This is a genomic window from Amycolatopsis sp. NPDC049252, assembly GCF_043197175.1.
Taxonomy (GTDB): Bacteria; Actinomycetota; Actinomycetes; order Mycobacteriales; family Pseudonocardiaceae; genus Amycolatopsis.
This window is the reverse complement of the sequence record NZ_JBICSQ010000021.1, coordinates 41,587-67,841: the sequence shown is the minus strand read 5'-3', so window position 1 is coordinate 67,841 and position 26,255 is coordinate 41,587. Positions and strand designations below refer to the sequence as shown.

Sequence of the window (26,255 nt, the reverse complement as noted above, 5' to 3'; positions counted from 1 at the left end):
CACACGCGCCACTCACGCGTCCTCCCCGGTCGAGGCCAGCACATCAGCCAGATGCATCACCCGCACACCGCCACGCTCACGCGAAAACAGCCCGCCGATGTGCAGCAAGCACGAGTTGTCCCCCGCCACCAGCACTTCGGCGCCCGTGCCGCGGACGTGGCGGGCCTTGTCCGCGCCCATGGCCGTCGACGTCTCGGCGTTCTTCACCGCGAACGTGCCGCCGAAGCCGCAGCACTCGTCGGCGGCGGGCAGGTCGACCAGGTCCAGGCCGCGCACCTCGCGCAGCAGCCGCAGCGGCTTGTCGGCGACGCCGAGCATGCGCAGCGAGTGGCAGGTCGGGTGGTAGGTTACGCGGTGCGGGAAGTAGGCGTTCACGTCGGTCACGCCGAGAACGTCGACGAGGAACTCGCTCAGCTCGTAGACCTTCGGCGCCGCCGAAGCGAGCCGCTCGTCCCCCGCCCGGCGCGCGACGATCGAGTGCTGGTGGCGGATCGACCCCGCGCAGGAGCCGGACGGCGTGACGATCGCGTCGTACCCCTCGAAGGCGTCCACGAACGTCCGCACCACCGGCACGGCCTCGTCGAGGTAGCCGGTGTTGACCATCGGCTGCGCGCAGCAGGTCTGCGCGGCCGGGAAGTCCGCGTCGACGCCGAGGCGGCGCAGCAGCCGGAACACCGCCTTGCCGGTGTCGGGGAACAGCGCGTCGTTGATGCAGGTGACCAGCACCGCGACGTTCACGTGAACATCCCCGCCGCCTGCCGCAGCATCGCGACCTCCGTATTGAAAGGTTTCATAAACCTGGCGCGGTGACGCTACTATGCGACGGAACACGAAGTCAATGACGTGCTAAAACCCGGATTGAAGCGATCTTGCCGTGCCTCGCTCCGAATTGTCACGTTTCAACGCACACGTCAAGCACAAGCCTGCCGGGTCCGCTCAGCGAGAAGAACCTCCGTGGCTCGGGCAGAATTGAACGCGTCCGAAACGCCGTTGTCAGCCGGAGGTAGGAGCCCGTGACGCGCACCCTGGTCGACGCATCCGATCGCTGGAAGCCCCTCAACCAGCTGCTGACCGAGCTGCTGGACCGCATCGCCGCGGAGATCCCCGGCTGTGCCGGCGCCGCCCTCACCACGGGCCACGACGGCGGTCCCCTGTCGGTCCTGGCCACCCACGGCGTCGCCGAACGCCTCGCCCCCGCCGAGGTGCGCCACGGCGGCCCGATCGCCGACGCCGCCGCGACCGGCGACATCATCACCACGGACGACCTCTTCGCGGACACGCGCTGGCCCGGCCTGCGCCGGGACGCCCTCGCCGAGAGCCACCCCGAGCTCGCCGACCGGTGGAGACGGGTGCGTGGCGTCGTGGCGTTCCCCGGCCCCTGGGACGACGGCGGCACGCTCGTGCTGTCCGCCGTGCTCGACGGCCCCGTCGGCCCCGAGGTGCGCGGGGTGCTGGCCCGCTACGAGAAACTGACCGCCGACCTGCTCGTCGTCGCCGAAGCCGCGGCCGCCGGCGACTCGGCCCAGGTACTGGCCATGCTCGCCTCCCGCGCCGCGATCGAGCAGGCCAAGGGCGCGATCACCGCGCTGCGCCGCTGCAGCGCCGAGGAAGCCTGGAACACGCTGCGCCGCACCAGCCAGGAGTTCAACGTCAAGCTCCGCGACCTCGCCGTCGCCCTCGTGGAGCACCTCGGCCGGGTTCCCGTCCGGCAACCCGACGGGACGATCCCGATCACCCCCGACCACCCCGCCCGCGACGCGGCCCGGCAGCTGTGGACGGCGTTCACCGCGGATCGCCCGGTCGGCCCCGCGTGAGCGATCAGGATCTCGTCCGGCGCCTGCTCGACGTGGCGGGCCGGACGTACGCCGAAGAAGCCGGGATCACCCTGCGGGACAAGCCCGCGCCGCTCTACCGCCTGCTCGTGCTCTCGACGCTGCTGTCGACGAGGATCAAGGCCGGCATCGCGGTGGACGCGGCGCGGGAGCTGCACCGCGCGAAGCTGGGCACGCCTCACGCGGTGGCGGGCAGCACCTGGCAGAAGCGCGTCGACGCGCTGGGCCGGGCCCGCTACCGGCGTTACGACGAGCAGACGGCGACCGCCCTCGGCGAAGGCGCGCAGCAGATCGTCGACGACTACGCGGGTGATCTCCGGAAGCTTCGCGAGGCGGCCGGCCGCCGGCCCGAAGACATCCGGGCCCGGCTGCGGAAGTTTTCCCGGGTCGGCCCGGTCGGCGCCGACATCTTCTGCCGCGAAGCCCAGGCGGTCTGGCCGGAGCTCCGCCCGTACCTGGACAAGAAGGCCCTCGACGGAGCGGAACGGCTCGGGCTGCCACCGGACCCCGGGCGGCTGACCGCCCTCGCGGAAGGCGCCGCCCCGCAGACCCTGGCCGCGGCGCTCGTCCGCGTCGCGCTCGACGCCGGGCTCGCCGAGCGCGTGACGACCCAGGGGTACCGACCGAGCCGTCCGCCACGGAGGCCGGGAATGGCCGCTACGTACAATCACAGTGAGGGCGAAGCGCCAGGCCAAGGCTCCGGCACCGGCGCGAGGGAGGGGTCAGGATGTTCGGTTCGAAGAAGAAGCTCAACGATCTGAACGATCTGATGGCGCAGCTCAGGCCCGACCTGAGCCGGGAATCGCTCGGCGTCGGGCCCGGCTTCCCGGGCGTCGCCCCGAACCCGCTCCTGAGCGGTGAGGCTCGGAAGCGCACTGCGGAACTGCGATCGGGGGAGCTTGCGCTCGGCGTGCTCGTCGACTGGCGCGAGGTCAACAGCAATCCACGCGTGGTGCTGATGTTCGACGTGGAGACCGCCGGCGGCCTCTCGTTCCGCGGTATCGCCGACGAAGACCTCACGATCACCGAGCTCACCCGGCTCACCCCAGGACAGACGTTGCCCGTGCGCTACCGGCCGGCTGTCATGGACCACTACGTCTCCCTTGCCCGGGACGCGGACCCCGCCCAGGTGCAGCAGCTCTCCGACGAGATCGCGAGCCGCAAGCGGACCTGACCCGAAGCCAGTGGCCGGATCCCTAGGTCCGTTCGGTCTCCGCGGTCACCTCCGCGACCTCGTCCGCGTCCATCGCCTTCGTGTCACGCGGGGGCAGGAACGGCTCGTCCTCGCCGTCCTGGCCGCCTTCGATGCCGCGGCCGCGGGCGAGCTCGGCGTCCAGCTCGGCGCCGAGGAGCACCGCGAGATTCGAGATCCACAGCCACACCAGGAAGACGATCACCCCGGCCAGCGAACCGTAGGTCTTGTTGTAGGAAGCGAAGTTCGCGACGTACACGGCGAACCCGGCCGAAGCCAGCGCCCACAGCAGGACGGCCAGCAGCCCACCCGGTGTCAGCCACTTGAAGCCCGGCTGCCGCACGTTGGGGCCCACCCAGTACAGCAGCGCGAACGCCAGGCTGACCAGGATCGCGATCACCGGCCACTTCGCGATTTCCCACACCAGCACGCCCGTCGACCCGATGCCCACGAGGTCGCCGAGCCGGCGCGCGACCGTGCCCGTCGCCACGACGCCGAGCGCGCACGCGCCCAGCAGCGCCACGATCCCGACCGTCAGGATGATCCGCAGCGGCAGGATCTTCCACACCGGGCGGCCTTCCGGCATGCCGTAGATCGCGTTGCCGGCTCGCATGAACGCGCCGACGTACCCGGACGCCGACCACAGCGCGCCGAGCAGGCCGAAGATCGCCACCGGCCCGGCGAGGCCGCGGGAGCCCGACAGCTCCTTGATCGCGCCGACCAGGATCTCCCGGCCCTGGCCGGGCACGACCTGGTTGACGTTGTCGATCAGGGTCTGCGTCGCGCTGGGCCCGAGCAGGCCCAGCAAGGCGGTCAGGAGAACCAGGCCGGGGAAGATCGACAGCACGCCGTAGTAGGTGAGCGCGGCGGCCCAGTCGGTGAGGTTGTCCCGGCCGAACTGGTGCACGGTGCGCTTGAGCACCTCCCACCACGACCGCTTGGACAACTCGGTCGGGCCATCGGGTTCTTCGCCTCGCCTGCGCACCAGCACCACTCCTGCCTCGTCGCCGGAGGGTTTACCCCGTTGCGGCGGCGGGAAACAGGCGGTCGTTCACCGGCGGACGCCGGGGCCCTCGGCGACCGGCAGTCCGGCGGGACCGGGTGCGCGGGGACGTCCTACAGGTCGACGGACTTGTTGTCGCCGGGGTCGGGGGCCGATCCGGTGACCCGTGCCTTGGCCATCTCGAACAGCGCCCGGGGCTTGCCGCCGGGTGAGGTCCAGTACTCGGCCGACTCGGCGTCCACCTTGAGCAGCACGACGTCCGCGTCCTCCGGGCCGCCCGGGAACCAGGCCTCGACGAACTCGTTCCACAGCTCCTTCTTCCGGGCGACGTCGTCCACCACCGACGCGGCACCGCTGAGCGAAAGCCAGGATCCGGAGCCGGCGTAGCCGACGTTGACCTGGCTGTCGCGGGCGATCTCGGCGACCATGTCGGCACTCCTCGAGACGAAGAACCACGCCGACCCGTCGAACTCCACCCGCTGGCCGGTCATCGGCCGGCTCACCAGCTTGCCGCCGGCCTGGCGGGTGGTGATCATCGCCGTACCGACCTTCTTGGCGATGTCGGTGACGATCTGGTTGTCCTCGGCACTCATGGCTGCTCCCGTTCTGACGTCGTCAGACCCGGTTTCCCCGCGGGCCGCCGGTTCACTCATGCTCCGGTCAGCTGATGAAGCCCGCCGTCTTGAGCCAGTCGTGGGCCACCGTGGCGGGCTTCTGCCCGTCGACGCTGACCTTCTTGTTCAGGTCGGTGAGCGTCGCGGCGTCGAGCTTCGCGGCGATCGGCGTGAAGACCTGTTCCAGCTGCGGGTACTTCTGCGCGACCGCGGACGCGATCGAGATGGCCGGGTTGTACGTCGGGAAGAAGTGCTTGTCGTCGTCGAGGACCGTCAGCTTCTGCCCGGCGACGCGCCCGTCGGTCGAGGCGACCGAGCCGAAGGCGCAGGGGTCCCCCTTGCCGATGCTGGGGTAGACGACGGCGTCGTTGAGCACGTGCACCTGCGCTTCGGGCAGGGTGAACCCGTAGGTCTTCTCCACGCCGGGGAAGCCGTCGTCCCGGCTCTTGAACTCCGGGCCGATGCACGTCGAGGCCGCCGCCGGGTCCTTCTTCGCGAGCGCCGCGTAGTCCGAGATCGTCTTGACGCCGGTCTTGGCGAGGGTCGCCTCGCTGCCGGCCATGGCGTAGGTGTCGTTGGCCGGCGAGCGCGCCCACCAGGTGACGCCGTGGGCGGCGTCGGCCTTCTTGACCGCGTCGTACTGCCCCTGCGGGTCGGTGATCGGCGTGGTCTGCTTGAGGTAGCTGACCCACGCGGTGCCGGTGTACTCCCAGTACAGGTCGACCGCGCCGCTGGTCAGCGCCTGCCGGACGTTGCTCGAGCCGGTGATGTTGGTCTTGTCCTGCGGGCTCGCCCCGGCCGCCTGCAGCGCGACGAGCGCGATCTGGCCGAGCAGCAGCTGCTCGTCGAACTCCTTGGAGCTGACCCGGATCTGCGCCCCGCTCAGCGCGTCGATCTTCTTGATGGACCCGGCGCCCACCTGGGTGCCGGCGTCGTCCTTGCCGATCGTGCACCCCGCGGCGAACACCGCGACGAGCGCGAGGACGGCGGCTGTCGTGCGCTGGAGCATGGGTGGGGCCTCCTTGAGTAGGTCGGGCTACAGACCGCGCGGGTGCAGGACCTCCTCGGCCACCAGGCCCAGCCAGTCGGCGAAGAGCGCCAGCGCGGCGACGACGATGCCGAAGGTCAGGCTGAGGATCGGGCGGTACAGGCCGATCCCGGCGACGAGACCGCCGCCGAGACCGCCGCCGTCGATGAAGGTCGCCAGCGTCGCGCTCGCGACCGTGAGCACCAGCGCCGTGCGGATCCCGGCGAGGATCACCGGAACGGCCAGCGGCAGCTCGATCCGCCACAGGATCGACGTCCGCGTCATGCCCATCCCCCGCGCGGCGTCGACCAGCGTCGGGTCGACGCCGTCGAGCCCGACGATCGTGTTGCGCAGTACCGGCAAGGTCGCGTAGACGACCAGGGCCGTCACCGCCGTGCCGGTTCCGGTGCCGACCCACAGCGCGAGCAGCACGACGAGGCCGATCGACGGGATCGCCTGGCCGAGGTTGCCCAGGCCCAGCCCGATCGGCCGGGCCCACCGGGCGCCCGGGCGGGTCAGCAGGACGCCGAGCGGGAGCGCGATGGCGATCGTGCACACCGTCGAGATCAGCGTGAGGCGCAGGTGCGCGCCCAGCTCGGTGAAGATCTCGTCGGCGTTGAGGTAACGCTGTTCGATCGAGTCGGCCGGGTGCGCGCGCACGAGCAGGACCAGCGCCAGCAGGCCGAGGGTGAGCAGCACCGGGCGCACCAGCAGCCCGAGCCGGCGACGGCGCGGCCGGGCGGGCGTGACGACGTCCGGGCCGGACGTTTCGACGACCTCAGGGAGCACGGGCGTCTCTGCGGCGGGCCGCAGCGCGGTGAGGAGGCTGGGCACGTCGCAGACGGTGCCGTCCTCGGTCACCCGCACCGCGGTGCTTCCGGTGCGCACCATGGTGTCCAGCGCGTCCCACAGAGTGGCCTCCCGCGAGACCGCGGGTAGTCCGTCCGCCTCGACCGGCCGGAGGTCCAGGTCCGCCACCCGGATCAGGGCGAGCCGCTTCAGGTTCCGTTGGGAGCCGACGAAGGACGCGACGTAGTCGTCGGCCGGCGCGGCGAGGATCGCCTGCGGCGTGTCGTACTGCGCGAGCACCGAACGCGGCCGCAGCACCGCGATCCGGTCGCCGAGCTTGAGGGCCTCGTCGAAGTCGTGCGTGACGAACACGATCGTCTTGCGCACTTCCCGTTGCAGGCGCAGGAACTCGTCCTGTAGCCGGGCGCGGGTGATCGGGTCGGTGGAGCCGAACGGCTCGTCCATCAGCATCACCGGCGGGTCCGCGGCCATCGCCCGCGCCACGCCGACCCGTTGCTGCTGGCCGCCGGAGAGCTCCCGCGGGTACCGGGTGCCGTGCTCGCGGGTCAGGCCGACGACCTCGAGCAGCTCGCGCACGCGGCCGGCGACGCGCCGCCGGCTCCAGCCGAGCACCCGCGGCACCACGCCGATGTTGGCGTCCACGCGCAGGTGCGGGAAGAGCCCGACCTGCTGGATGACGTAGCCGGTGTGGCGGCGGTGTTCGTCGAGGTCGAGCGCGGAGACGTCGGTGCCGCCGATCGTGACCGCCCCGGAGGTCGGCTCGACGAGCCGGTTGATCATCCGCATGGTCGTCGTCTTGCCGCACCCCGACGGGCCGGTCAGCACCACGATCTCGCCGGCCGGGATGCGCATCGTGAGGCCCTCGACCGCGGGCACCGCCTGCCCGGGGTAGCGCTTGGCGACCTCCAGCAGCTCGATCGTCTCGCCGGCGGTGCCCACGACCGGCGCCGGGGCCGCCTCCTCACGGGCGCGGGGACGCCGCCACGTGGTGAGCTTGCCGAGCGCCACGAAGGCCAGGTCGAACAGCAGCGCCAGCACCATGATCCCGAGCGTGCCGGTCAGCACCTGGTTCAGGGAGTTGACCGAGCCGAACCGGCCGAGGCCGTCGAAGATCTCGTTGCCGAGCCCGGGACCCTTGACGTACGCGCCGATGGCCGCGATCCCGATGGTGATCTGCGTCGAGACCCTGATGCCGGAGAGGATCACCGGCCAGGCCAGCGGCAGCCGCACGCGCCACAGCAGCCGCACGCGGCCGAGCCCCATCCCGCGCGCCGCGTCCACCACAGCCGGGTCGACCCCGCGCAGCCCGACGATCGTGTTGCGGGTGATCGGCAGGAGCGCGTAGAGCACCAGTGCGCACAGCACGTTCGTCAGTCCCAGGCCGAACGGTCCGATCAGGATGCCCAGCAGCGCGATCGACGGGACGGTCAGGAACGCCGCGGTCGTCGTGGTCGCGATCGAGCCGAGCCACCGCCGCCGGTAGGTGAGCAGGCCGATCGTCATCCCGACCAGCACGGCCAGCGCCATCGCCGCGAGCGTGAGGTCCACGTGCAGGATCGCGTCGTTCACGACGTCGATCCAGTTCTCGCGGAGGTACTCGATGAGGCTCAGGGCCGCGCTCCTCGACGTCGAAGGGCGGAAAATCCCCGACCGCCCCAGTCCGGCTGACCCCCAGCCCAGCACGTCCGCGAGGCGCTGTCCACCGCCCCGCCTGATCCGCGCGGCGTCAGTGCACCGTCTGCGCCGTCGGTGACCTGGACGAACGGCGGCGCTCGAACGCCAGGCCGGCCACCGCCAGCGCGAGCCCAATCGCGCTCACCACGACCCCGGCCCACGCCGTGGCGCGGTAACCCAGGCCGGCCGCGATGACGACACTGCCCAGCGCCGCGCCGAGGCTGTTGGCCGCGTTGAAGGCCGACTGGTTGAGCGCCGCGCCCATCAGCTGGGCGCCGGGCGCCACCGCGATCAGCCGCGCCTGCAGCACCGGTCCGAGGAACAGGATCGTCGCGCCGATCAGGAAGGCGCCGGTGAACAGCCCGAACGCCGAACCCGCCGTCAGTCCGAAGTAGACGTTCGCGGCGATCACCGCGGCGAAGCCCGCCACCATGGCCCGCCGCAGGTCCCGGTCGGCGTACCAGCCGCCCAGCACGTTGCCGGCGGTCATGCCGAGCCCGACCGCGACGAGCACCCACGCGACCGAGCCGGGCGAGAGCCCGGTGACCGAGGTCGTGATCGGCGCGAGGTAGCTGTCCACCGCGAAGAACCCGGCGATCCCGATCGAAGCGGTCGCCACGACCAGCCACACCTGCGGCCGGCGCAGCGTGCGCAGCTCGTCGGCCGGGGAGCCGCCCGAGGCCGGTGCGTCCGGCACCGTGGCCGCCACGGCCAGCAGCGCGAGCAGGAACACCCCGGCGATGACCAGGTACGCCGTCCGCCAGCCCGCGGCCTGCCCGAGCCGGGTGATCACCGGGACCCCGCCGACGTTGGCGACGGTCAGCCCGCTCAGCACCACCGCGAAGCCGCGGCCCTCGCTGCCCGGCCCCATCAGGGTCGCCGCCAGCAGCCCGGCCGCGCCGAAGTACGCGCCGTGCGGCAGCCCGGCGGCGAACCGGGCCACCAGGACCAGCCCGAACGTCGAGGCCACCGCGGACGCCACGGTGCCGAGCACGAACAGCACCAGCAACCCGAGCACCAGGCGCTTGCGCCGCATCCGCGCGGTGATCGTGGCGATCAGCGGCGCGCCGACGACCACGCCCAGCGCGTACGCGGTGATCATCCACCCGGCGTGCGCGACGGCGTCGGGCTCGGAACGGGCGTACTCGTCGCCGAGCACGCTGCGCGCGATCTCCGGCAGCAGGCCGGCCGGCACGAACTCGGTCAGGCCGATCGCGACCGAGCCGAGGGCCAGCGCCAGCAGCGCGGCCCAGCGGCGCCGGGAGGAGAGGTCGTCCATTTCGGCGACTTTAGCAACGCTGTTGCGTTAGTACCAGAAGCCGCGGGTAAGGTGGCGCGGTGCACTTGGCCTTCCTGCGCGACTACCACGAGGCGCTGGTGATCGCGCTGGCCCGGACCGTGCCCACCCTCGAGCGCGGCACGGTCGCCGAGGTCACCGGGCTGACCCCGCAGGCGGTGTCGAAGGTGCTGGCCCGCCTGGTCGAGGAGGGCCTGCTCGAACCGGCCGGGGTGCGCCGGCCCGCCCTCGGCAAGCCGGCCGCGGTCTACCGGCTCGTTCCCGGGAGCCGCTGGGCGATCGGTGCGCACGTCACCCGCCGTGAGCTGCGGCTGGTCCTGACCGACCTGGCCGGCGCCGTCCGCGCGTCCGCCGTGACGCCGTTGCCGGACGACTTCACCCCGGACCAGCTGCTGGCCCGCCTCGCCGACGGCGTCACCACGCTGATCGCCGACCACCGCCTGACCACGCCCGTCCCGGACGGCGGCGCGGACCCGTCGCGCGTGCTGGCCGGGGTCGGCATCGGCATGATCGGGCCGCTCGACCAGGCGGCCGGCACGGTCCGCGGCGCGCACCGGCTGCGGCACTGGCGGGACGTCCCGCTCGCCGCCCTCGCCGAGAAGAAGCTGGGCCTGCCGGTGGTGCTGGACAAGGACGTCACCGCCGGGGTCACCGCCGAGGCCTGGCGCCGCGGCCCCGCCTTCCGGGACGCGGCCCTGGTCGTGGTCGACGCCGGCGTCGGGGCCGGCCTGTGGCTGGGCGGGGCCGCGCACCGCGGCGCGCACACCAACGCCAGCGAGTTCGGCCACGCCGTCGTCCAGCTCGACGGCCCGCTGTGCGTGTGCGGCCGGCACGGCTGCCTGGAAGCGGTCCACGAACGCGCGGCCGGTCCGGCCGAGGCCGCCGCCGTGCTCGCGACCGGCGTGGTGAACCTGCTGCAGACCCTCGACCTCGGCCACGTCGTCCTCGGCGGCGCCGACCTGCTCCGCGACGGCGAGCTCTACCGGGACGCCGTGGAGCACGCGGTGCACACCCAGCTCCCGGGCGCGGACTGGCTCACCGTGGAGGTTTCCCTGACGTCCTTGGGCACGGACGTCGTCGCCGCCGGCGCGGCCATGCAGGTGCTCAACACCCGCTACGGCCTCCCCGACCCCGCCGGCCTCCGGCTGCCGATCCCGGGATAACCGCTTTCGCCCCCGTGTCGAATCGGGGCCGCCGCGTTCGTAGTCCTGGTACGAGGACCCCGGCAGCGGGGCCCGAGACGACGAGGAGCGGGCCGTGAACCCGGAGACCGTGAGCGCCACCCTGACCATCACCGTGCCCGTCACCAGGGTGTTCGCCGTGCTGGCGGACCCGGCGGCGCACTGCGCGATCGACGGCACCGGCTGGGTCCGGCAGGCCCCCGACCGGGCGCCGCTGACCGAAGTGGGCCAGCTCTTCCGGATGGACATGCACCACGACGGCCACCCCGACGGCGACTACCAGGTCGTCAACAAGGTCCACGTGTTCGAGGCGCCGCGGGCCATCGCCTGGCTCACCGGGACCGCCCAGGGCGACGGCGAGCCGGAGTTCGGCGGCTGGATCTGGCGCTATGACCTCAGGCCGCTCGGCCCGTCCGCGACCGAGGTCACCCACACCTACGACTGGTCGCAGGTGCCGCGGTTCGTCCGGGAGCGCGGCATCCGGTTCCCGCCGTTCGGCCCCGGCCACCTCGAGAACTCGCTGCGCCACCTCGCCGAACTCGCCGCCCGTCCGAGCGACCGCACCGAGGGAGCGGCATGACCGCCACCAGCACCTTCGACGGCTTCGGCACCCACGAGGTCCGCGACCCGTGGGTCACCCGGATGCGGGACCTGCCGGCGACGGTGGCGCCGAGCACGCTGCGGGAACCGCTCGACCGGCCGGACGCGACCGTCGTGCGCGGCGACCCCGCCGACATGGCCGCGCGGCTCAAGGAGGAGTCGGCGGTGCCGTTGCGCTCCCACGGCAGCCTGTCGCCGAACCGGGCGCTGCCGGCCGCCGGTCTGCTCGATCGCCGGACCCGCGACGGGCACCCCCAAGAGCTGGTCCACCGGCACGCCTGAGGTCACCGCCGGCCCGTCCGGCCGTGCCGATGCATGCCCGTTCGCCGGGGCACCAGGGCGAACGTATCCCTTGAGCTGCAAGAAAACTTCGTACATCCGTCAGGTGACGGATGTCTGGTACGGCCCCATCGCGAAGCATGATTCCACGGGGCCCCGCCGCTCCGGACCTCGGTGCCGAGGAGGAGCGATGTACCGTGCTACGTCCGTCTCGACAGCAGTGATCTTCATCTTGGCCCTCAACCTCCGGCCGGCCGTCACCAGCCTCGGCGCCGCCCTCCCCGATATCTCCGTTGCCGGTTCCCTGGTCGCCGCGATCCTCGTCGCCCTGCCCCTGTGGGCGATCGGCCTCGGCGGCTGGGCGACCCCGTGGCTGTGCGGGCGGGTGGGGACCCACCGGACCGTCACCGTGTCCCTCGCCGGGCTGGCGGTGTCCCTGTTCGGGCGCGTGCTCGGGGGGCCGATCCCGCTGCTGGCCGGGACGACGCTGGCGTGCCTGTCCATCGCGGTCCTCGGTACCATGCTCCCCCTGCTGGCCCACGGCTCCTCCGCCTACCCCCTCGGGCTCGGGGTGGGCAGCACGGCCGGGGCGCTGATCACGCCGCTGACGGTGATGTCGTCGTCGTGGCGGGTCGGCCTGGGCGTCTGGGTCGTCGTGGCCCTGCTGGCCGAGCAGGTCTGGCGGCGCACGCCCGGTGAGTTCCTCGCCCCGCGCATCGCGGGAAAGCCGGTACGGGCGACCGCGCTGACCATCCACTTCGGACTCATCTCGACGGTGACGTTCCTCGTCATGGGGTGGCTGCCCGGAATCCTGCGCAGCGCCGGGGTTTCCCCGACCACCGCGGGCGCCTGCCTCGCGTTGTCCATGGCCATGGGCCTGCCGATGATGTGGCTCGTGCCCGGCTGGACCCGCCGCTGGCACAACCAGACCCTGCTCGTCGTCGTCCTCGCCGTCCCCAACGTCATCGGCGTCGCCGGGCTGCTGCTCGCCCCGGCCGCCGCCCCCTGGGTCTGGGCCGGCGCCACCGGCATGGGCATGGGCTCGCTCGCCTTCGTCCTCACCACCATTTCCCTGCGCAGCAAGGACAGTTCGCTCTCGCTGTCCGCCGTGGTCCAGGGCGTGGGATACGTGGTCGCCGGGTTCGGTGTGCTGGCCTGCGGCTGGCTCCACACCCGCACCGGCTCCTGGGAGGTGCCGCTGCTGCTGGTCCTGGCGATCCTGCTCGGCCAGGTGATCAGCGGCCACGTCACGGTGTCGCACCGGCGTCCGGCGCCCCCCGCGATCCCCCGCTGGACCGCGCTGCTGCGCCAGCCGGAGGCACCCGAGGTCGGCGCTTGACCCGCACTCCACTTCGGACACTCGGGCTGGGCGGCCGGTGCGGCCGCTCAGCCCGAGGCCGGCTGGTGGCGGGCGGCTTCCCGGGCGATGTCGATGCGCGAGCTCACCCCGAGCTTGGTCAGGATGTGCGAAACGTGCGTGCCGACGGTGCGCGGGGACAGGTACAGCCGGGCCGCGATCTGCGGGTTCGACAGCCCTTCCACGACGAGGGCGGCGATCTTGCCCTCCGTCGGGGTCAGGCTGTCCCAGCCGTGTGTGGTCTGCCGGTGCTTGACCGTCGGGCCACGCCGGATGCCGAACGCCCGGAACCGCGCACGCAGCCGGACGACGTCCCACTGCGCACCCAGCTCCGTGTAGAGGTCCAGAGCGTGGGTGAAGGCGGCCCGGGCCGAGCCGCGGTCGTCGGCCGGGCCCTCGGCGAACGCGGTCGCTGCGGCTTCCAGGGCCTTGGCCCGGGAGAGCGGACGACTCGCGTCACGGTAGCCGTCGGCGGCTCGCAGCAACGCTGTCGCGTCCCGTTCGAGCAGGCCGGTGCAGTACTGCGCCAGCGCGAGGCGGTGCGGGACGGTGGATTCGGCGGCGATCGCGCGGACCCGGGCCCCGATCGCCTCGGTGGCCTGCGCGTCGTTGTTCGCGACGGCCAGCCGGGCGGCGTCCCCGAGCAGGTCCTCCCCCGCGTCTTCGCCGTTCAGTCCTTCGAGCAACGTGGCCAGCGCCTTGTCCGGCGCTCCGGCGTACTCGAAGGCGAGGCTGCGGGCGCGCACCAGCAGCTCGACGACCTGGTCGCCGATGCGTTCCGAGTACGTCGCCGCGACGTCGACGTGCCACTGGGCCGCGGCCGCCTCGCCGCGGTGGAAGTGGATGATCGCGGCGACCCCGTGGTCGCAGCACACCACGCTCGGGTCCTTGCGGTCGTCCGGGATGACGTCCACCTCGGCCAGCGCGTCGTCCCACCGGCCGGCGCCGAGCAGCAGCTGCCCGAGCGCGCTCTGGACCTGGGTCAGCCGCACGGCGCTGCCGGTGCGGTCGGCCAGGTCACGGGCCTGCCCGGCGGCGGCGAGCGCGTCGGTGTAGCGGTTGAGCGCGCCGTAGGTGACCGACTGGTTGATGCGCAGCCGCAGGGTGAGGTCGATCAGCGCGGGGTCGCCCCGCACGATGACGATCGCGCGTTCGAACAGCGGCAGCGCCTTCGCCCACTCGCCCCGGGTCATCGCGACCATGCTCAGCACGTACAACGCCCACCCGGTCGTCCAGCGGTCTTCGACCTCGCCGAGCTCGTCCAGAGCCTGGGTGGCGACCCGGTTCGCGATGTCCACCTCACCGAGTTCCCGCTGGGCACGCGCGATGAGCACCAGCAGCCTGACCCGGTGCCGGGTCTGCAGACCCGGCCGGCTCACGGCGTCCTCCAGCACGACGAGGGACTCGGGGAGGCAGCCGGTCAGCGCGCGGCACTGGAGGACCGTCGTGTGCAGGTCGATGAGCACGTCGGGGTCGCGGACGCGGTCCAGTGCGCGGCAGGCGATCCGCTCGGCCTGGGCGATGTTGCCCACCCCGAAGTACGCGTCGGCCAGCCGGCAGGCCAGCGCGCCCGTCACGGCGTCGTCGAGCGGCGCGTCGCGCACCGCCCGCCGCAGGAGCGCGACCGCGGCCGCCGGCGCCTGGCCGATCAGCGAGGTGGCCACGTCGAGCAGCCACCGCACGGCCCAGGGCGGCACCGGCAGCCGGCTGTCCGTTGTGGACACCATGGGCAGCAGCTGCCGCGCGACCCGGTCGACCGGGGCGCTCGCCTCGGCCAGCGCCCACGCGGCGGACTGGTGCCAGGCGATCCGGACCGCCGTCGGCATCTCGTCGTACAACGCCTTGCGGATCAACGGGTGCCGGAAGGCCAGGTCGTCGCCGGCCGCCACCAGCACCCCGGCGGCGCGTGCCTCGTCGAGGGCGGGCAGCAGCTCGGCGAGCGAGCAGTTCGTCACGGTCGCGAGGTCCGCGACCGAGAAGCCGTCCCCGAGCAGCGCCGCCGCCCGCAGCACGGTCCGCGCCGCCTCGGACAGGAAGCCCAGCCGGTCCGCGATCGCCTCCGGCAGGGAGTCCGGCGTGGCTCCCCCGGTCAGCTCCACGACGCCCGCGTCGCCGACGTCCAGGCACGAGCTCCGGGTCAGCGCGTCGACCAGTTCGGTGAGGTACAACGGGTTCCCGGCGGCGTCGGCGGCCAGCTGCTCCAGCTCTTCACCCGGCTTGCCGCCGGCCAGCGCGGCGACCAGCTCGAGTACCGCCGGTTCCGCCAGCCGGCCCAGCCGCAGGCGCCCTTCCGGGCCGACGAGCCGGAACAGGGACCGCAGGTCGTCGCGGCGCGGCACCGGCCGGGTCACCCCGATCAGCAGGAGCGGGAGCTGCCGGACCGAGCGGACGAGCCGGCTCCACACCGCCACCGTCGTGCGGTCGGCCCACTGCAGCTCGTCGACGACCAGCACGACCGGCCCGTCCAGGCAGAGCTCCTCCACCAGCACGATCACCTGTTCGGCGGCGGCGGTCGCGAGGTCGGTGCCCTTGCCCGCGGTGGCCCGGCCCCGCAGCAGCTCGGCGATGGCGCCGCGGCGCGGATCCTGCGTGGATGCGGTGATCTGCAACGCGTCCAGCAGCGGGAGCAGCGGCAGTGACTGCCCCAGCTCGTCACCGGCACCCCAGTACACCTGGCAGCCCGCGCCGGCGGCGGCGGCGCACCCGGCCCGGGCCAGCGCGGACTTCCCGATGCCCGGCTCGCCGTCCACCAGCACGGCGCGCCCCCGGCCCGCGGCCACGTCGCACACCCAGGCGGCCAGCCGGGACAGCTCACCGTCCCGGCCGACCAGCAGCTCGGTACCGTCCGTGAGCGGTCGCACACGGCGATAATAGAAGCAGGACAGTTTTCAAACAAGAGGGTATGCTCGATGGACGCCCGAGTCGCCGTCACGTTACCCACTCTTACCGGGTGATAAACATCCATTTCCAAAATTGTTCGGAAATGCGGTTCCGGTGCGATTCCGCCGCCCGGCGTTGGTGGATCATTAACCACCTGTTGGCCACCCCTTGCGCCAACCCTGCTAAGCTCTCCCGGTCCCGGAGCACCGGCGACGCGTGTTTGACCGTCGGTGGAACGACGCCGCCGCACCGGGCGCCCGCCGCCGGCGCCGCGGCCGTGTTGACCATTTTCGCAGAGCGCCTCCCGGGCACCCCGCTGCCCTCGCCGCCGGCGGCGCGATCACCACGTCGGCGCCCAGCACGGCGACCCCTCCGGACGAAAACGGGGTCGACCTCCGTCTCCCCCGGCGAAATGGGTGGCAACCGGCGGACACCCCGAATCCCGTTGCCGTTTCGACACAATTCCCGGCGGCGGCCGTCACCCGTCCGCGCACTGATCCGTTCGAGGATTTCGACGCGTATCCGTGGTCGTTTGCCAGCGCCCCCACGAATACACCCGAGATCGGCACCACCCGGTCCGGGGACCGCACCGGTGACCGTCCGCGATCACGCACAGGTGGCGCCCACCTGGGCGACACCGCGGGAAAGGAAAACAGCACAACCACCCTTGATCGAATGACCGGGAGCACTGTTCAACGGCTCGGTCAGGTCGTTTTCCGGTGCCGCCGGAGAAAACGGTGCACGACGAAACCGGGTTCACGGGTGGTGCGGCGGGCGCCGGGCAGGTGCTCCCCGTCGACGTGACCGAGGGCGATCCCGCCGACGACGACGTGGGCTACGCCGTGACCCGGATGATCGTCTTGCCGGGCCGGTGCTTGCGCCGGCCGAAGGCCCCGGCCGCCTCGGTGAGCGGGTGCACTTCGCCGACGAGGGGCTTCAGGCGTCCGTCGCGCACCCGCTGAGCCAGGTCGGCGAGCCGGGCCCGGTCGGGTTCGACCACGAAGAAGACGGCACGCCCGTCCCGGGGCCGCACCTCGGGCGGCATGGCGATGGTCACGAGGGTGCCGCCGGGGCGCACGAGGGCGGCCGAGCGCGCGAGCACGTCACCGCCGAGGACATCGAGCACCAGGTCGACCTCGCCGGCGTCCTCCACCCGTTCGGCGCCGAGGTCGAGGAAGGTGTGGGCGCCGAGGCCGAGGGCGGCGTCGCGGTCGCGGGCCCGCCCGGTGCCGATCACCCGGGCCCCCGCCTCCCGGGCGAGCTGGACGGCGATCGACCCGACCCCGCCGGCCGCGCCGTGGATCAGCACGGTCTGGCCGGTGCCGAGGCCGCCGTGGTCGAACAACCCCTGCCACGCGGTCAGTCCCGAGATCGGCAGCGCCGCGGCGACGGTGTGGTCGATGTCGGCGGCGAGCGGAGCGAGGTTGCGCGCCTCCACGGCGGTGTATTCGGCGAGCGTGCCGTCGCGGGTCCAGTCGGCGAGGCCGAACACCCGCTGGCCGACGGTGAGCCCGGTGGTGCCGTAACCCAGCTCGGCGACCACGCCGGACAGCTCGTGCCCGGGCACGCTGGGGGTGCGGTCGCGCCCGGCCCGGTCGGTCCAGGTGGCGGGCCAGGCCAGCTCGCCGGGCGTGAACCCGGCGGCGTGCACCCGAACGACGACGTCGTTCTCGGCGGCGTGCGGGTAGGGCAGGTCGGCCAGGGTGAACCCGCCGACACCGGCGTCGCGGTCCCTTACGGTGATGGCTTGCACAGCAGCTCCTTCGCGCTCAGCTCGGCCAGGCCGAGCCGGTGATGCGCTCGACGGTGGTCGTGCGGCGGAAACCGGGGACGAAGTGCGCCAGGACGTCGGAGTTCACCGTCCCGTTCGTGGTCTCCGGGCGGTGCTTGAGCCCGTTGAAGTAAGCCTGCAGGAATTCGTTCTTGAAGTCACCCCGCGGGTGCACCGCGAGGATCTCCGCCACCTGCGCGGTGTCCAGCTCGTCGAGGCCGAAGCCGAGCACGTCGGTCAGCACGCCGAAGTGGGTGGCGGCGATCTCCGGGCCCATGCGGCCCGGGATGCCCGGCGTCGTGTGCAGCGCGATCGCCGTCCAGACGGTGTCGGCGGCCGCGGCGGAGAAGCCGTGCTCGAGCAGGAACCTGCGCCCGTGGTCGGCGCCGTCGACCTCGAACCGCTGCTCCACCGCGGAAAACAGCGTCAGGAGACCGGCGTCGTGGAACATCGCGGCCAGGTAGAGCAGCTCGGCGTCCGGTGCCACGCCGAGCCGGTCCGCGTGGATCCGGCTGAAGAAGTAGACGCGGCGGGAGTGGTGGTAGAGCAGCGGGCCGGTCGTCTCCTGGGCGATCCGGGTCGCCTCGGCGACCGCCGCCGTTTCGGGCACCTCCACACCCGCGATGACCTCTGCCATGACTTCCGCTCTTTCCGTTCGTGGCCGCCGGACGGGCTGTCCGGCTTCCATGGTGCCGCCGGCACCGGCGCGGCGCCGCCTTCGCCCGGCCACGAACCCCTCGGATCAGGACACCGGCGGGACCACCATCCGGGCCAGCGGAACGTGGTGCTGGCCGGCGTGGATGTCGCGGTCCCGCAGGGATCCCTGGCTCACCGGGCGGGGGAACGAGATCTTGACGACGTTGAGCGCCGGGATCCGGAAGAGCTGGACCGTGCTCTCCTCGACCCGGTACAGCACGGCGATCACCCCTTCGTTGAGGAACGACTCGTCCGCGGCGATCCGGTAGCCCCGCTCGTCGCGCAGGAACAGCTCCATCGTGACCCAGAACGGGCCCGCGTTCTTCGACCTGACCTCGTGGGCCAGCTCCGCCAAGGTGGTCTCAGGCATGGGTCTTCTCCCCGGTTTCGATCCGGAACAGCTCCAGCGGCGCGCAGTCGACGACGTGGTTCAGCACGAACTCGTACGCCGCGCCGCGCTCGACCTCGGCCGGCGAGGACGCGAACGCGAAGCTCGGCAGGTAGTCCATCCCCGGGGTCGGCAGGTGCAGCATCAGCGGGTTGGCGATCTTGGCCACGGCCGTGGCGGTCGCCTGGTCGGGTGCGTTGACCAGCAGCATCACGCCGACCTCGCGCGGCGGCCCGCTCTCGGGTTCGAGCTCGCCCAGTACCGCGTTGTGGCCGTAGAGGCGCAGGTCGAACGCGTACTCGCCGCCCGAGAGGCCGAGGGTCTGGGTCACCCGCTGCGTGAGCACCGCGCGCAGCAGGTCCGCCCACGCGTCGATGTCGGCGAGCACCAGCGGGTCCCGGACCGCCGTGAACGACATCGTCTCGTACCCGGTGATCCGCGCGCCCTCCAGCTTGATCGTGTGCTGCACGGCGACGTGGAACTGCGAGCCCTCGACCCGGACGGTCCGCTCGTCGAGGGCGACGTACTTCGCGTCGCGGACGTCGAGGGTGCCGTCGGGCTCCCGCATCTCGAACGGGTTCGCGGTCTCGTAGAGCATGTGGGCGGCGACCAGGATCGGCGTGCACGCCACCTCGGGGTCGAGCGGCTCGATGGTGAAGCCGCCGGCGTCGATCGTGGCGAGGACGCCGCCCGCGCGCGGGTTGCTGGTGCACTGCCCGCCGCACTCGATGATCTTGGCGGCGTGCCACGTCGGCCCGGCCGGCATGCCCTTCATCAGCGGGTACGCGGCCGCCACCGCCGTGTCGGTGGCGCGCCCGGCGAGCACGACCTGGGCCCCGTCCCGCAACGCCTCGACGATCGGCTCGTGGCCCATCGCGCCGACGATGTGGGTGCAGCTCTCCAGGGTCTCGGCCGCCAGCTCGCCCGAGGGGGTCAGCGGATGCACCCGCCCCGCGCCGAGGTGCTCCTTGAGCGCGGCCGCGTCCTGCTCGCTGTAGATCCTCGCGACCTTGAGGTCGAGCCCTTCCGCCGCCATCACCTCGGCGGCGATCCCGGCGACCCAGTCGACACCGGTGTCGGTCCCGCTCGTGCCGCAGGAGCCCACGACCACCGGGATGCCCGCGCCGGCCGCGGCCGTCAGCAGGCTGCGCAGGTCGCGCGCGACGGCCTTGGCCGTCGTCTTGGCCGTCGCGGCGCCGAGGTAGTACGGGCCGGAGTCCGTGGAGCCGCCGTCGATGCTGATGACGTCGGCGCCCAGGGCGATGCCGCGCTCGACCGTCGCGTGGTCCCAGCCGGCGCCGAGCATGCCGCTCGGGGCCAGCACGCGCACTGTGTCCATGTCTTCCGGATGCATGTCTTTCGGATGCATGTCTTTCTGGTCCCTCATTTCTCTCCGTTCACCACGAACCGGGCCCGGCCCGCGAGGGCCGCCACGAGTTCCTCGGCTCCGCGCAGGCCGGCGGCCCGGCGCGCTTCGGCGGTCTGCCCGGCCAGGTGCGAGCAGACGACGATTCCGTCGATCCCGCGCAGCGGGCTGTCCGCGGGCAGCGGTTCCTCGCCGACGACGTCGAGCACGGCACCGGAAATCTCGCCGTCCCGCACGGCCGCGGCGAGCGCGTCCTCGTCGACGATCGCGCCCCGGGCGGTGTTGACCAGCAGTGCCGTCGGCTTCATCAGCTTGAACGCCCCGGCGTCCAGCAGTCCCCGGGTCCGGCCGGTGAGCGCCGCGTGCACCGAAACGTAGTCCGAAGTGGACAGTAGCTCCGGCAGCTCGACGAACCGGACCCCCGGCTCGCCGGACGGGAAACCGGTCGTGCAGACGACCGTCATGCCGAAGGCCCGGGCCAGCGGCACCACCGCCCGCGCGGACGCGCCGTAGCCGATGAGCCCCAGCGTCGAGCCGCGCAGCTCGTGGCCGTCCTCGCGCGGCCACTTCCCTTGCGCCACGCCGGAAGCGGACTGCACGAGCCGCCGCGCCCCGGCCAGCAGCAGGCCGAGGGTGTACTCGGCCACGGCGTTGGCGTTGACGCCGGGCAGGGTGCTCACGCTGATCCCCAGCCGGGCCGCGGCGGTGACGTCGATCGAGTCGTAGCCCACGCCCGTCCGCACGACGACCCGCAGCCGCGGCGCGCGGGCGAGCACCTCGGCCGTCAGCGGCTCGCCGGCGGCCACCAAGGCCGCGTCGATCCCGTCGAGCGCCGCCACGAGCTGATCGGGATCGCGCCGGCCGGTCATCGGCGCGTGCACGGTTTCCAGCCCGGCGGCGCGCAGGAACTCGTCGACCTCGTCCCCGGGGCAGAGATAGTCGGTGGTGACCAGGACGCGCTTCACAGCTCGGGCCCCTCGGCCCGGCGACGCCGCAGCACGGCGATCCGGGTGACCAGCAGGACGCCGACCAGCGTGACGGCACCGACGTCGAGGAGCATGAACGGCCAGCCCGTCACGTCGACCATGCCGCCGACCAGCGCCGGCCCGACGAACCCGCCGGTCGACCAGCCGACGGTGTAGAGGCCGGTGTAGGTCCCGAGCACACGGGCCGACGGCGCGAGGTTCCACAGCACGACCGCCATGTTGACCATGAACGCCGCCGCGCCCGCGGCGGCGACGCAGAAGGCGACCACGGTCCCGGCGGGGGTCCGCACGACGGTCCCGAGCACCATCGCGGCGGCGAACACGACCATCCCGGCCAGGATCACCCGCAGCCGGCCGAAGCGTTCGGCGAGCAGCGCGGCCGGGTACGCGGCCGCGATGAAGGCCACTCCGCTGGGCAACGACACCCCGCCCGCGTCGCCGCGGGACAGGTGCAGGGCCTCCATGCCGTAGTTGGTGACGAGCGACCGCGAGGCGAACCACGCGCTCCCGAAGGCGAAGACGGCCAGGATGACCAGCAGCCGGCTGCGGTCGGCGTCCCGGACGATGTCCAGCAGCACCTGGCGCATCGGCACGCGGGGCGCCTGGGCCGCGGAGCCCTGACGGTCCTCCTCGAGGGCGGCGAGGTAGGCCGGGGACCGGCTGTCGCGCACCTTCCAGGCGAGCACCGCCACCGACGCCAGCATCAGGATCGCCGGGATGACGAAGGACAGCTTCGGGAAGTCGTCGATCAGGAACAGGCTGATCAGCGCCGCGACGATCACCGTGATGCTCGAGGCGATCTTGACCGCGGCGTTGGCCCGGCTGCGCCGTTCCGGGCCGATGTAGTCCGGCAGCAGCGACTCGGCGATCGGCTTGAACGAGTTCGCGACCAGCGCGTAGCCGAACATCGTCAGGATCAGCAGGGGCAGCGTGGCCGCGGCGTGCGGGATGAGGACGAACAGCACCGCCGCCACCGGCATGCCGGCCACGAGGTACGGGATGCGCCGGCCCCACGCCGTGCGGGTGCCGTCCGAGCGGTTGCCCATCCACGGCTGGACGAAGATGCCGAGCAGGTTGTCCATCCCCATCAGCGCCCCGATGAGCGCGGCGCTGCCGAGGTGCTCGCGCAGCAGCGGCGGGACCTGCGAGTCGTAGAGGTTCCACGTCGACTCCTGCGCGAAGACCGCGAGAGCCACGAAGAACGTGATGCGGCCCGTCCGCGCGCGGGGCGTGGTCAGTGTCATCGCCGGCACCTTCCCTCCGCCACCGCCCTGGTGGCGACCGCTACCGTACTTTTGCTATAGCAAGATGGTCAATAGTTGCAAACGGCTTTTGCGTCGGCTACTAGGCTGGCGGTCATGACGGGCGAAGCACTGAAGGGCGTCACCACCGACACGCTGGCCGACCGCGTGTACCGCGCCCTCCGCGACGCGATCACCACCGGCGAGCTGCGCCCGGGCCAGAAGGTCACCGAACGCGGGCTGGCCGAACGGCTGTCGGTCAGCCCGACGCCGGTGCGCGAGGCCATCCGGCGCCTCGAACAGGACGGGCTGCTCGAACGCACCGGGCCGAGGACGGTCAAGGTGGCGGAGTTCGGCGACGTCGCGATCCAGGACCTCGCCGAGGTCGAGGTGGCCCTGCGCGGGATGGTGGCCCGCTTCGCCGCCCGGCACGCGACCCCCGCGCAGCTGGACCGGCTCGACACCGTCCTCGACGAAGCCGACGACCTGCTCATCCTCGTCAAGCAGCGCCACCAGGCCGGGCAGGACGTCTCACGGCACCTCGACCGGCTGCTCGACGCCATGCAGCGCTTCAACGGCGTCGTCGAATCCTGCGCCGGCAACCCGGTACTGGTGCGCCTGCTGGACCAGACGCGGGTGTTTTCCGCGCCGGAGCGGCGTTCCCGGCTGGTCGAGCTGATCAGCTCGGACGACCGGTTCGGCATGGAGCGCTACGCGATCCACCGCGCACTGGTGCGCGCGCTGCGGTCGGGCGACTCGGCGGCGGCCGAGGCGCTGGTGCTGGAAGACGCCCGCGGCGGCCTCGGCGACCTGCTCGCGGGCAGCACGGGCGCCGCGCGCTCCTGAACTCAGCGGCCGAGGTCCGGCCGGTCCCGCAGCTGCCGGCGCGAGGTGATGCCGAGCTTGCGGAAGATGCTGCGCAAGTGGGCGTCGACGGTGCGGGGGCTGAGGAACAGCTGCGCGGCGACCTCGTTGGACGTCGCACCGGTGGCGACCATCCGGGCGATGTGCGTCTCCTGCATGGTGAGCTCGCCCGGCGTGTTCTTGGTCCGGGCCTGCGCCGTTTCGCCGGTGGCGCGCAGCTCGGTCGCCGCGCGCCGCGCGAACGCCTCGAGACCCGCGTCCGACGCCAGCCGGTGGGCGGTGCGCAGGTGCTCGCGGCAGTCGCGCCGGCGGCCCTCGCGGCGCAGCCATTCGCCGTACAGCAGGTAGGACCGGGCCCGGTACGGGAGCAGCGGGCTCTCCTGGAGACGTTCGACGGCTTCGCGGTAGTGGTCCTCGACGCCGGTCACCAGGCCCCGCGCGTACGCCGCGACGCCGAGGCCGGTGGCGGTTCCGCCGGCCGCCGTGCGTTCGGTCAGCGAGTCAAGGGCCTCAGTGGCGTCACCGGGACGGCCGGCTCGGACGGCCGCCTCCACGAGCTCGGGCAGGGCGGCGCCGGCGAGGGAGAGGTCGCCGCCCGCGATGGCCCGCCAGGCGGCGGCCAGGGCGGCCGGGTAGTCGGCACATCCGTTGTGCAGCACGGCGGAGGCCCAGTGCACATTGGCGATCAGCTGCCCCGCGCCGCGCGCGGTCGCCGTCGCCGTGGCGGTCTCGAACAGCTTCACGGCTTCCTCGCGGCGCCCGCGCATGGCCGCCAGGTGCAGCCGGGGGTACAGCATCGGCGGGCCGCCGATCGCGTCGGCGATCGCTTCCTCCTCCGCGATCGCCGCCATCGCCGGCCCGAAATTCCCGCTCAGCGCCCCCTGCGAGGCCAGCTGGGCTAGGCCGAGCCGCAGGACGAGCGGCGAGCCCGACTCACGCCCGGTCTTCACCAGCCACTCGGTGATCGCCGCCTGCGCGTGGGGGTCCCACATCTCCGCCGCGAGCATGATGCCGAGCGCGGGCCGCCGGGTCCACATCGGAGTGTCACCGCCGTCGAACACCTTGCGCAGCAAGGGAGCCGCCGCCCGGTGCCCCTCCTCGGCCAGCAGGACCAGGACGTCGAGGACGTCCGTCGTGCGCGGCGCGGGCGCGTCGGACCGGGCCGCGGCCAGGACCGTGTCCAGCACGCCGCCGGGCCGTCCGACGAGCAGGCCCATCTCGATCGCGTCCAGGTAGACCTCGCGCGACCGGCCCGGGTCCACTGCGGACAGCCGCTGCGCGGCACGCACCATGTACGCCGGCCCGTCGCCGTCGTGGTGCCGCTGGAAGGCGATCTGCCCTCGGAGCAGGTCGACGTCCACGTGCTGAAGTTCTTCCAGGGACGCGGAATCGAGGGTCGTGAGCAGCTCCGCCGCCGCGGCCGGGGCACCGGCGTCGAGGCCGGCCCGCACCGCGGCGATCGTCCGTTCGATCCGGCGGCCGGCGTCCAGCGACAGCGCGGCCGCGCGTTCCAGGAAGGCCGCCGCGGCCACCACCCCACCCCGGGACCGGGCCCTCGACGCGCACCGCTCCAGCTCGGCGGCGACGTCGTCGTCGGGACCCGCGCAGGCCTGGGCCCGGTGCCAGGCCCGCCGGTCGGGGTCCCCGGCCGGGTCGGTGACCTCGGCCAGCACCCGGTGGGCCGCCTGGCGCAGGCTCGCGTCGGCGGCGCGGTAGACCGCCGACCGGGCCAGCGGATGGCAGAAGCGGACGCGGGTGGCGAACTCGACCAGCCCGGTGGCGGCCGCGGCCGCAGCGGCGCCCGGCACGTCGATGTCGAGAAGTCGCGCGGCCGGCCACAGCAGGCCGGGATCGCCGGTCGGCTCGGCACTCGCCAGGGTGAGCAGCAGCCGCGCTTCGGCGGGCAGGTCGGTCAGCCTGGCCTCGAAGCCGTGTTCGACCCGGGACGGCACCGGCACCGTGGCCGGCGGGGCGAAACCGCCAGTCCCCGGAAGTTCGAGCAACGCCAAAGGATTCCCGCGCGCCTCGGCCAGCAGCCGGGCCCGCACCTGCTCGTCGAGCGTCACCCGGCTCTGCGCCGCCAGCAGCTCCCGCGCGTCGGCGTCGGCGAGCCCGCCGACGGCCACCCCCGGCAGCTCGGCCAGCTCACCCTCAGCGGCGGGCAGCCGGACCGCGCACACCACGGCGATGGGCTCGGCGCCGACCCGGCGGGCGAGGAAGGCCAGCGCCTTCGACGACGCCGCGTCGAGCCAGTGCGCGTCGTCGAGCACGCACAGCAGCGGACGTTCTTCGGCCGCCGACGCCAGCAGCGCCAAGGTCGCCAGCCCGACGCGGAAGAGGTCCGGCGTGCCTTCGGCCAGTCCGAACGCGATCCGGAGGGCGTCCCGGTGCCGGGCGGGCAGGTCGTCGAGCCGCGTCAGCACGGGCACGCACAACTGGTGCAGGGCGGCGAACGGCAATTCCGACTCGAACTCCGCCCCGCAGGCCCGCAGGATCCGGAACCCCGGCGCCCGGGCGGCGTGTTCCAGCAATGCGCTCTTGCCGATGCCCGCCTCGCCACGCAGGACGAGTGCTCCGCCCTCGCCCGCGCGGGCCGCGCCGGTCAGCTCGTCGATCCGCCGGATCTCTTCCCGCCTGCCGAAGAGCGTCCGCATGGCCCGCATGCTAGACGGTCCCCGTAGCTGGGCGGGTAGGTGACAACCACCGACGCGAACGGGCGCCCGCCGGTGCGAGCGTGGCTGCACACCAGCACACACCGGAGGTAACGATGACTGCCGAAAACACCACGCTCGCCACGACATCACGCCGAGACCTGATCGGGCGCGGGCTGCTGCTCCTCGCGTCGCTCGCCACGGTCGGCGCGGGGATTCGCGGGATCGTCTACATGACCCAGGTTTCCGACGACCGGGTCTGGATCGAGAGCTGGCGGATGACCGCCTTCATGCTCGTCGCCGGGCTGTTCGCCCTGCTGGCCTGGACACCGCGGGCGCAACGCGGGGTGTGGGAACTGCTCTTCGCCCAGAAGGCCGGGCTCGTCGTGATCGCCGTGGCGCTGGGTGACGTGCCCGAGGCGCGCGAAGCCGGGTTCGTCGACTTCGGCCTCGTCGTGATCCTCGTGGTGTCCTACCTGCTTTGTTGCGGCTGGCAGAGCTGGCAGACCAAGACCGCGGTGGCGTGACCCGCGCGCCACCGCGGGC

23 protein-coding genes are annotated in these 26,255 nt (G+C 72.9%); 9 read left to right on the top strand and 14 right to left on the bottom strand.

All coding sequences use genetic code 11. The features are described from left to right. Positions 1 to 12: 12 nt before the first annotated feature. On the bottom strand, positions 13 to 738 hold the full coding sequence (locus ACGFMK_RS23180) for a (Fe-S)-binding protein (RefSeq protein ID WP_392766680.1): 726 nt from the start codon (positions 736 to 738) through the stop codon (positions 13 to 15). Between the two features lie 275 nt (positions 739 to 1,013). On the opposite strand from ACGFMK_RS23180, the gene ACGFMK_RS23175 reads away from it, so the two are divergent. The 3 genes from ACGFMK_RS23175 to ACGFMK_RS23165 are packed head-to-tail and all read left to right on the top strand — an operon-like array spanning position 1,014 to position 3,006. Next, a complete protein-coding gene (locus tag ACGFMK_RS23175) occupies positions 1,014 to 1,814 on the top strand; it encodes an ANTAR domain-containing protein (protein WP_392766677.1) in 801 nt (266 codons plus the stop codon). Beyond that, on the top strand, positions 1,811 to 2,593 hold the full coding sequence (locus ACGFMK_RS23170) for an endonuclease (protein ID WP_392766674.1): 783 nt from the start codon (positions 1,811 to 1,813) through the stop codon (positions 2,591 to 2,593). Before ACGFMK_RS23175 ends, ACGFMK_RS23170 begins: the two co-directional genes overlap by 4 nt. Beyond that, complete coding sequence (locus ACGFMK_RS23165; RefSeq protein ID WP_392766671.1) at positions 2,560 to 3,006, top strand: hypothetical protein; 447 nt, start codon at positions 2,560 to 2,562, stop codon at positions 3,004 to 3,006. The genes ACGFMK_RS23170 and ACGFMK_RS23165 overlap by 34 nt, the downstream gene beginning before the upstream one ends. 22 nt (positions 3,007 to 3,028) lie before the next feature. Here the strand turns inward: ACGFMK_RS23165 and ACGFMK_RS23160 are convergent, their stop codons facing one another. The 5 genes from ACGFMK_RS23160 to ACGFMK_RS23140 all read right to left on the bottom strand — a co-directional run bounded on the left by ACGFMK_RS23160 (position 3,029) and on the right by ACGFMK_RS23140 (position 9,431). Then, complete coding sequence (locus ACGFMK_RS23160; RefSeq protein WP_392766780.1) at positions 3,029 to 4,012, bottom strand: YihY/virulence factor BrkB family protein; 984 nt, start codon at positions 4,010 to 4,012, stop codon at positions 3,029 to 3,031. A 128-nt stretch (positions 4,013 to 4,140) separates the two neighbouring features. Continuing rightward, the gene (locus ACGFMK_RS23155; protein WP_392766669.1) at positions 4,141 to 4,620 is read right to left on the bottom strand and encodes a pyridoxamine 5'-phosphate oxidase family protein; all 480 of its coding nucleotides are present in this window, start codon (positions 4,618 to 4,620) and stop codon (positions 4,141 to 4,143) included. 67 nt (positions 4,621 to 4,687) lie between these two features. After that, positions 4,688 to 5,650, bottom strand: a complete 963-nt coding sequence (locus ACGFMK_RS23150) for a glycine betaine ABC transporter substrate-binding protein (RefSeq protein ID WP_392766666.1) — start codon at positions 5,648 to 5,650, stop codon at positions 4,688 to 4,690. Positions 5,651 to 5,677: 27 nt separating this feature from the next. Further along, the gene (locus ACGFMK_RS23145) at positions 5,678 to 8,047 is read right to left on the bottom strand and encodes an ABC transporter permease subunit (protein WP_392766663.1); all 2,370 of its coding nucleotides are present in this window, start codon (positions 8,045 to 8,047) and stop codon (positions 5,678 to 5,680) included. A gap of 157 nt (positions 8,048 to 8,204) precedes the next feature. Then, positions 8,205 to 9,431 (bottom strand): MFS transporter, encoded by a 1,227-nt coding sequence (locus ACGFMK_RS23140; RefSeq protein WP_392766660.1) that lies wholly within the window; start codon positions 9,429 to 9,431, stop codon positions 8,205 to 8,207. A 59-nt stretch (positions 9,432 to 9,490) separates the two neighbouring features. Here ACGFMK_RS23140 and ACGFMK_RS23135 point away from each other — a divergent pair, with 59 nt between their 5' ends. From ACGFMK_RS23135 to ACGFMK_RS23120, 4 genes are all read left to right on the top strand, one after another. Then, complete coding sequence (locus tag ACGFMK_RS23135) at positions 9,491 to 10,612, top strand: ROK family protein (RefSeq protein ID WP_392766657.1); 1,122 nt, start codon at positions 9,491 to 9,493, stop codon at positions 10,610 to 10,612. A gap of 94 nt (positions 10,613 to 10,706) precedes the next feature. Beyond that, positions 10,707 to 11,210, top strand: coding sequence for a polyketide cyclase (locus ACGFMK_RS23130; protein WP_392766654.1), 504 nt, complete (start codon positions 10,707 to 10,709; stop codon positions 11,208 to 11,210). Beyond that, positions 11,207 to 11,512, top strand: coding sequence for a hypothetical protein (locus tag ACGFMK_RS23125; protein ID WP_392766651.1), 306 nt, complete (start codon positions 11,207 to 11,209; stop codon positions 11,510 to 11,512). The genes ACGFMK_RS23130 and ACGFMK_RS23125 overlap by 4 nt, the downstream gene beginning before the upstream one ends. 187 nt (positions 11,513 to 11,699) lie before the next feature. Beyond that, positions 11,700 to 12,848, top strand: coding sequence for an MFS transporter (locus ACGFMK_RS23120; protein WP_392766649.1), 1,149 nt, complete (start codon positions 11,700 to 11,702; stop codon positions 12,846 to 12,848). Positions 12,849 to 12,895: 47 nt separating this feature from the next. On the opposite strand, the gene ACGFMK_RS23115 is transcribed toward ACGFMK_RS23120, so the two are convergent. From ACGFMK_RS23115 to ACGFMK_RS23085, 7 genes are all read right to left on the bottom strand, one after another. Further along, positions 12,896 to 15,727 (bottom strand): AAA family ATPase, encoded by a 2,832-nt coding sequence (locus tag ACGFMK_RS23115; protein WP_392766646.1) that lies wholly within the window; start codon positions 15,725 to 15,727, stop codon positions 12,896 to 12,898. Positions 15,728 to 16,581: 854 nt separating this feature from the next. Continuing rightward, on the bottom strand, positions 16,582 to 17,499 hold the full coding sequence (locus tag ACGFMK_RS23110) for an NADP-dependent oxidoreductase (protein WP_392766643.1): 918 nt from the start codon (positions 17,497 to 17,499) through the stop codon (positions 16,582 to 16,584). Between the two features lie 16 nt (positions 17,500 to 17,515). Then, on the bottom strand, positions 17,516 to 18,154 hold the full coding sequence (locus ACGFMK_RS23105; protein ID WP_392766640.1) for an HD domain-containing protein: 639 nt from the start codon (positions 18,152 to 18,154) through the stop codon (positions 17,516 to 17,518). Between the two features lie 105 nt (positions 18,155 to 18,259). Next, on the bottom strand, positions 18,260 to 18,583 hold the full coding sequence (locus tag ACGFMK_RS23100; protein WP_392766637.1) for a DUF4387 domain-containing protein: 324 nt from the start codon (positions 18,581 to 18,583) through the stop codon (positions 18,260 to 18,262). Next, the gene (locus tag ACGFMK_RS23095; protein WP_392766634.1) at positions 18,576 to 19,940 is read right to left on the bottom strand and encodes an acyclic terpene utilization AtuA family protein; all 1,365 of its coding nucleotides are present in this window, start codon (positions 19,938 to 19,940) and stop codon (positions 18,576 to 18,578) included. Before ACGFMK_RS23095 ends, ACGFMK_RS23100 begins: the two co-directional genes overlap by 8 nt. Before the next feature lie 44 nt (positions 19,941 to 19,984). Then, positions 19,985 to 20,932, bottom strand: coding sequence for a phosphoglycerate dehydrogenase (locus ACGFMK_RS23090; RefSeq protein ID WP_392766631.1), 948 nt, complete (start codon positions 20,930 to 20,932; stop codon positions 19,985 to 19,987). Then, positions 20,929 to 22,197, bottom strand: a complete 1,269-nt coding sequence (locus tag ACGFMK_RS23085; RefSeq protein WP_392766628.1) for an MFS transporter — start codon at positions 22,195 to 22,197, stop codon at positions 20,929 to 20,931. The genes ACGFMK_RS23090 and ACGFMK_RS23085 overlap by 4 nt, the downstream gene beginning before the upstream one ends. 114 nt (positions 22,198 to 22,311) lie before the next feature. Between ACGFMK_RS23085 and ACGFMK_RS23080 the strand changes: the two genes are divergently transcribed. Continuing rightward, entirely contained in the window at positions 22,312 to 23,040 is a 729-nt protein-coding gene (locus ACGFMK_RS23080; RefSeq protein ID WP_392766625.1) for a GntR family transcriptional regulator, read from the top strand. Positions 23,041 to 23,042: 2 nt separating this feature from the next. Here ACGFMK_RS23080 and ACGFMK_RS23075 read toward each other — a convergent pair whose 3' ends face one another. Beyond that, the gene (locus ACGFMK_RS23075; protein ID WP_392766622.1) at positions 23,043 to 25,712 is read right to left on the bottom strand and encodes an AAA family ATPase; all 2,670 of its coding nucleotides are present in this window, start codon (positions 25,710 to 25,712) and stop codon (positions 23,043 to 23,045) included. Positions 25,713 to 25,825: 113 nt separating this feature from the next. Here ACGFMK_RS23075 and ACGFMK_RS23070 point away from each other — a divergent pair, with 113 nt between their 5' ends. Further along, positions 25,826 to 26,236: a hypothetical protein gene (locus ACGFMK_RS23070; protein WP_392766619.1), complete on the top strand. Its 411-nt coding sequence runs from the start codon at positions 25,826 to 25,828 to the stop codon at positions 26,234 to 26,236. The last annotated feature ends 19 nt before the right edge of the window (positions 26,237 to 26,255 follow it).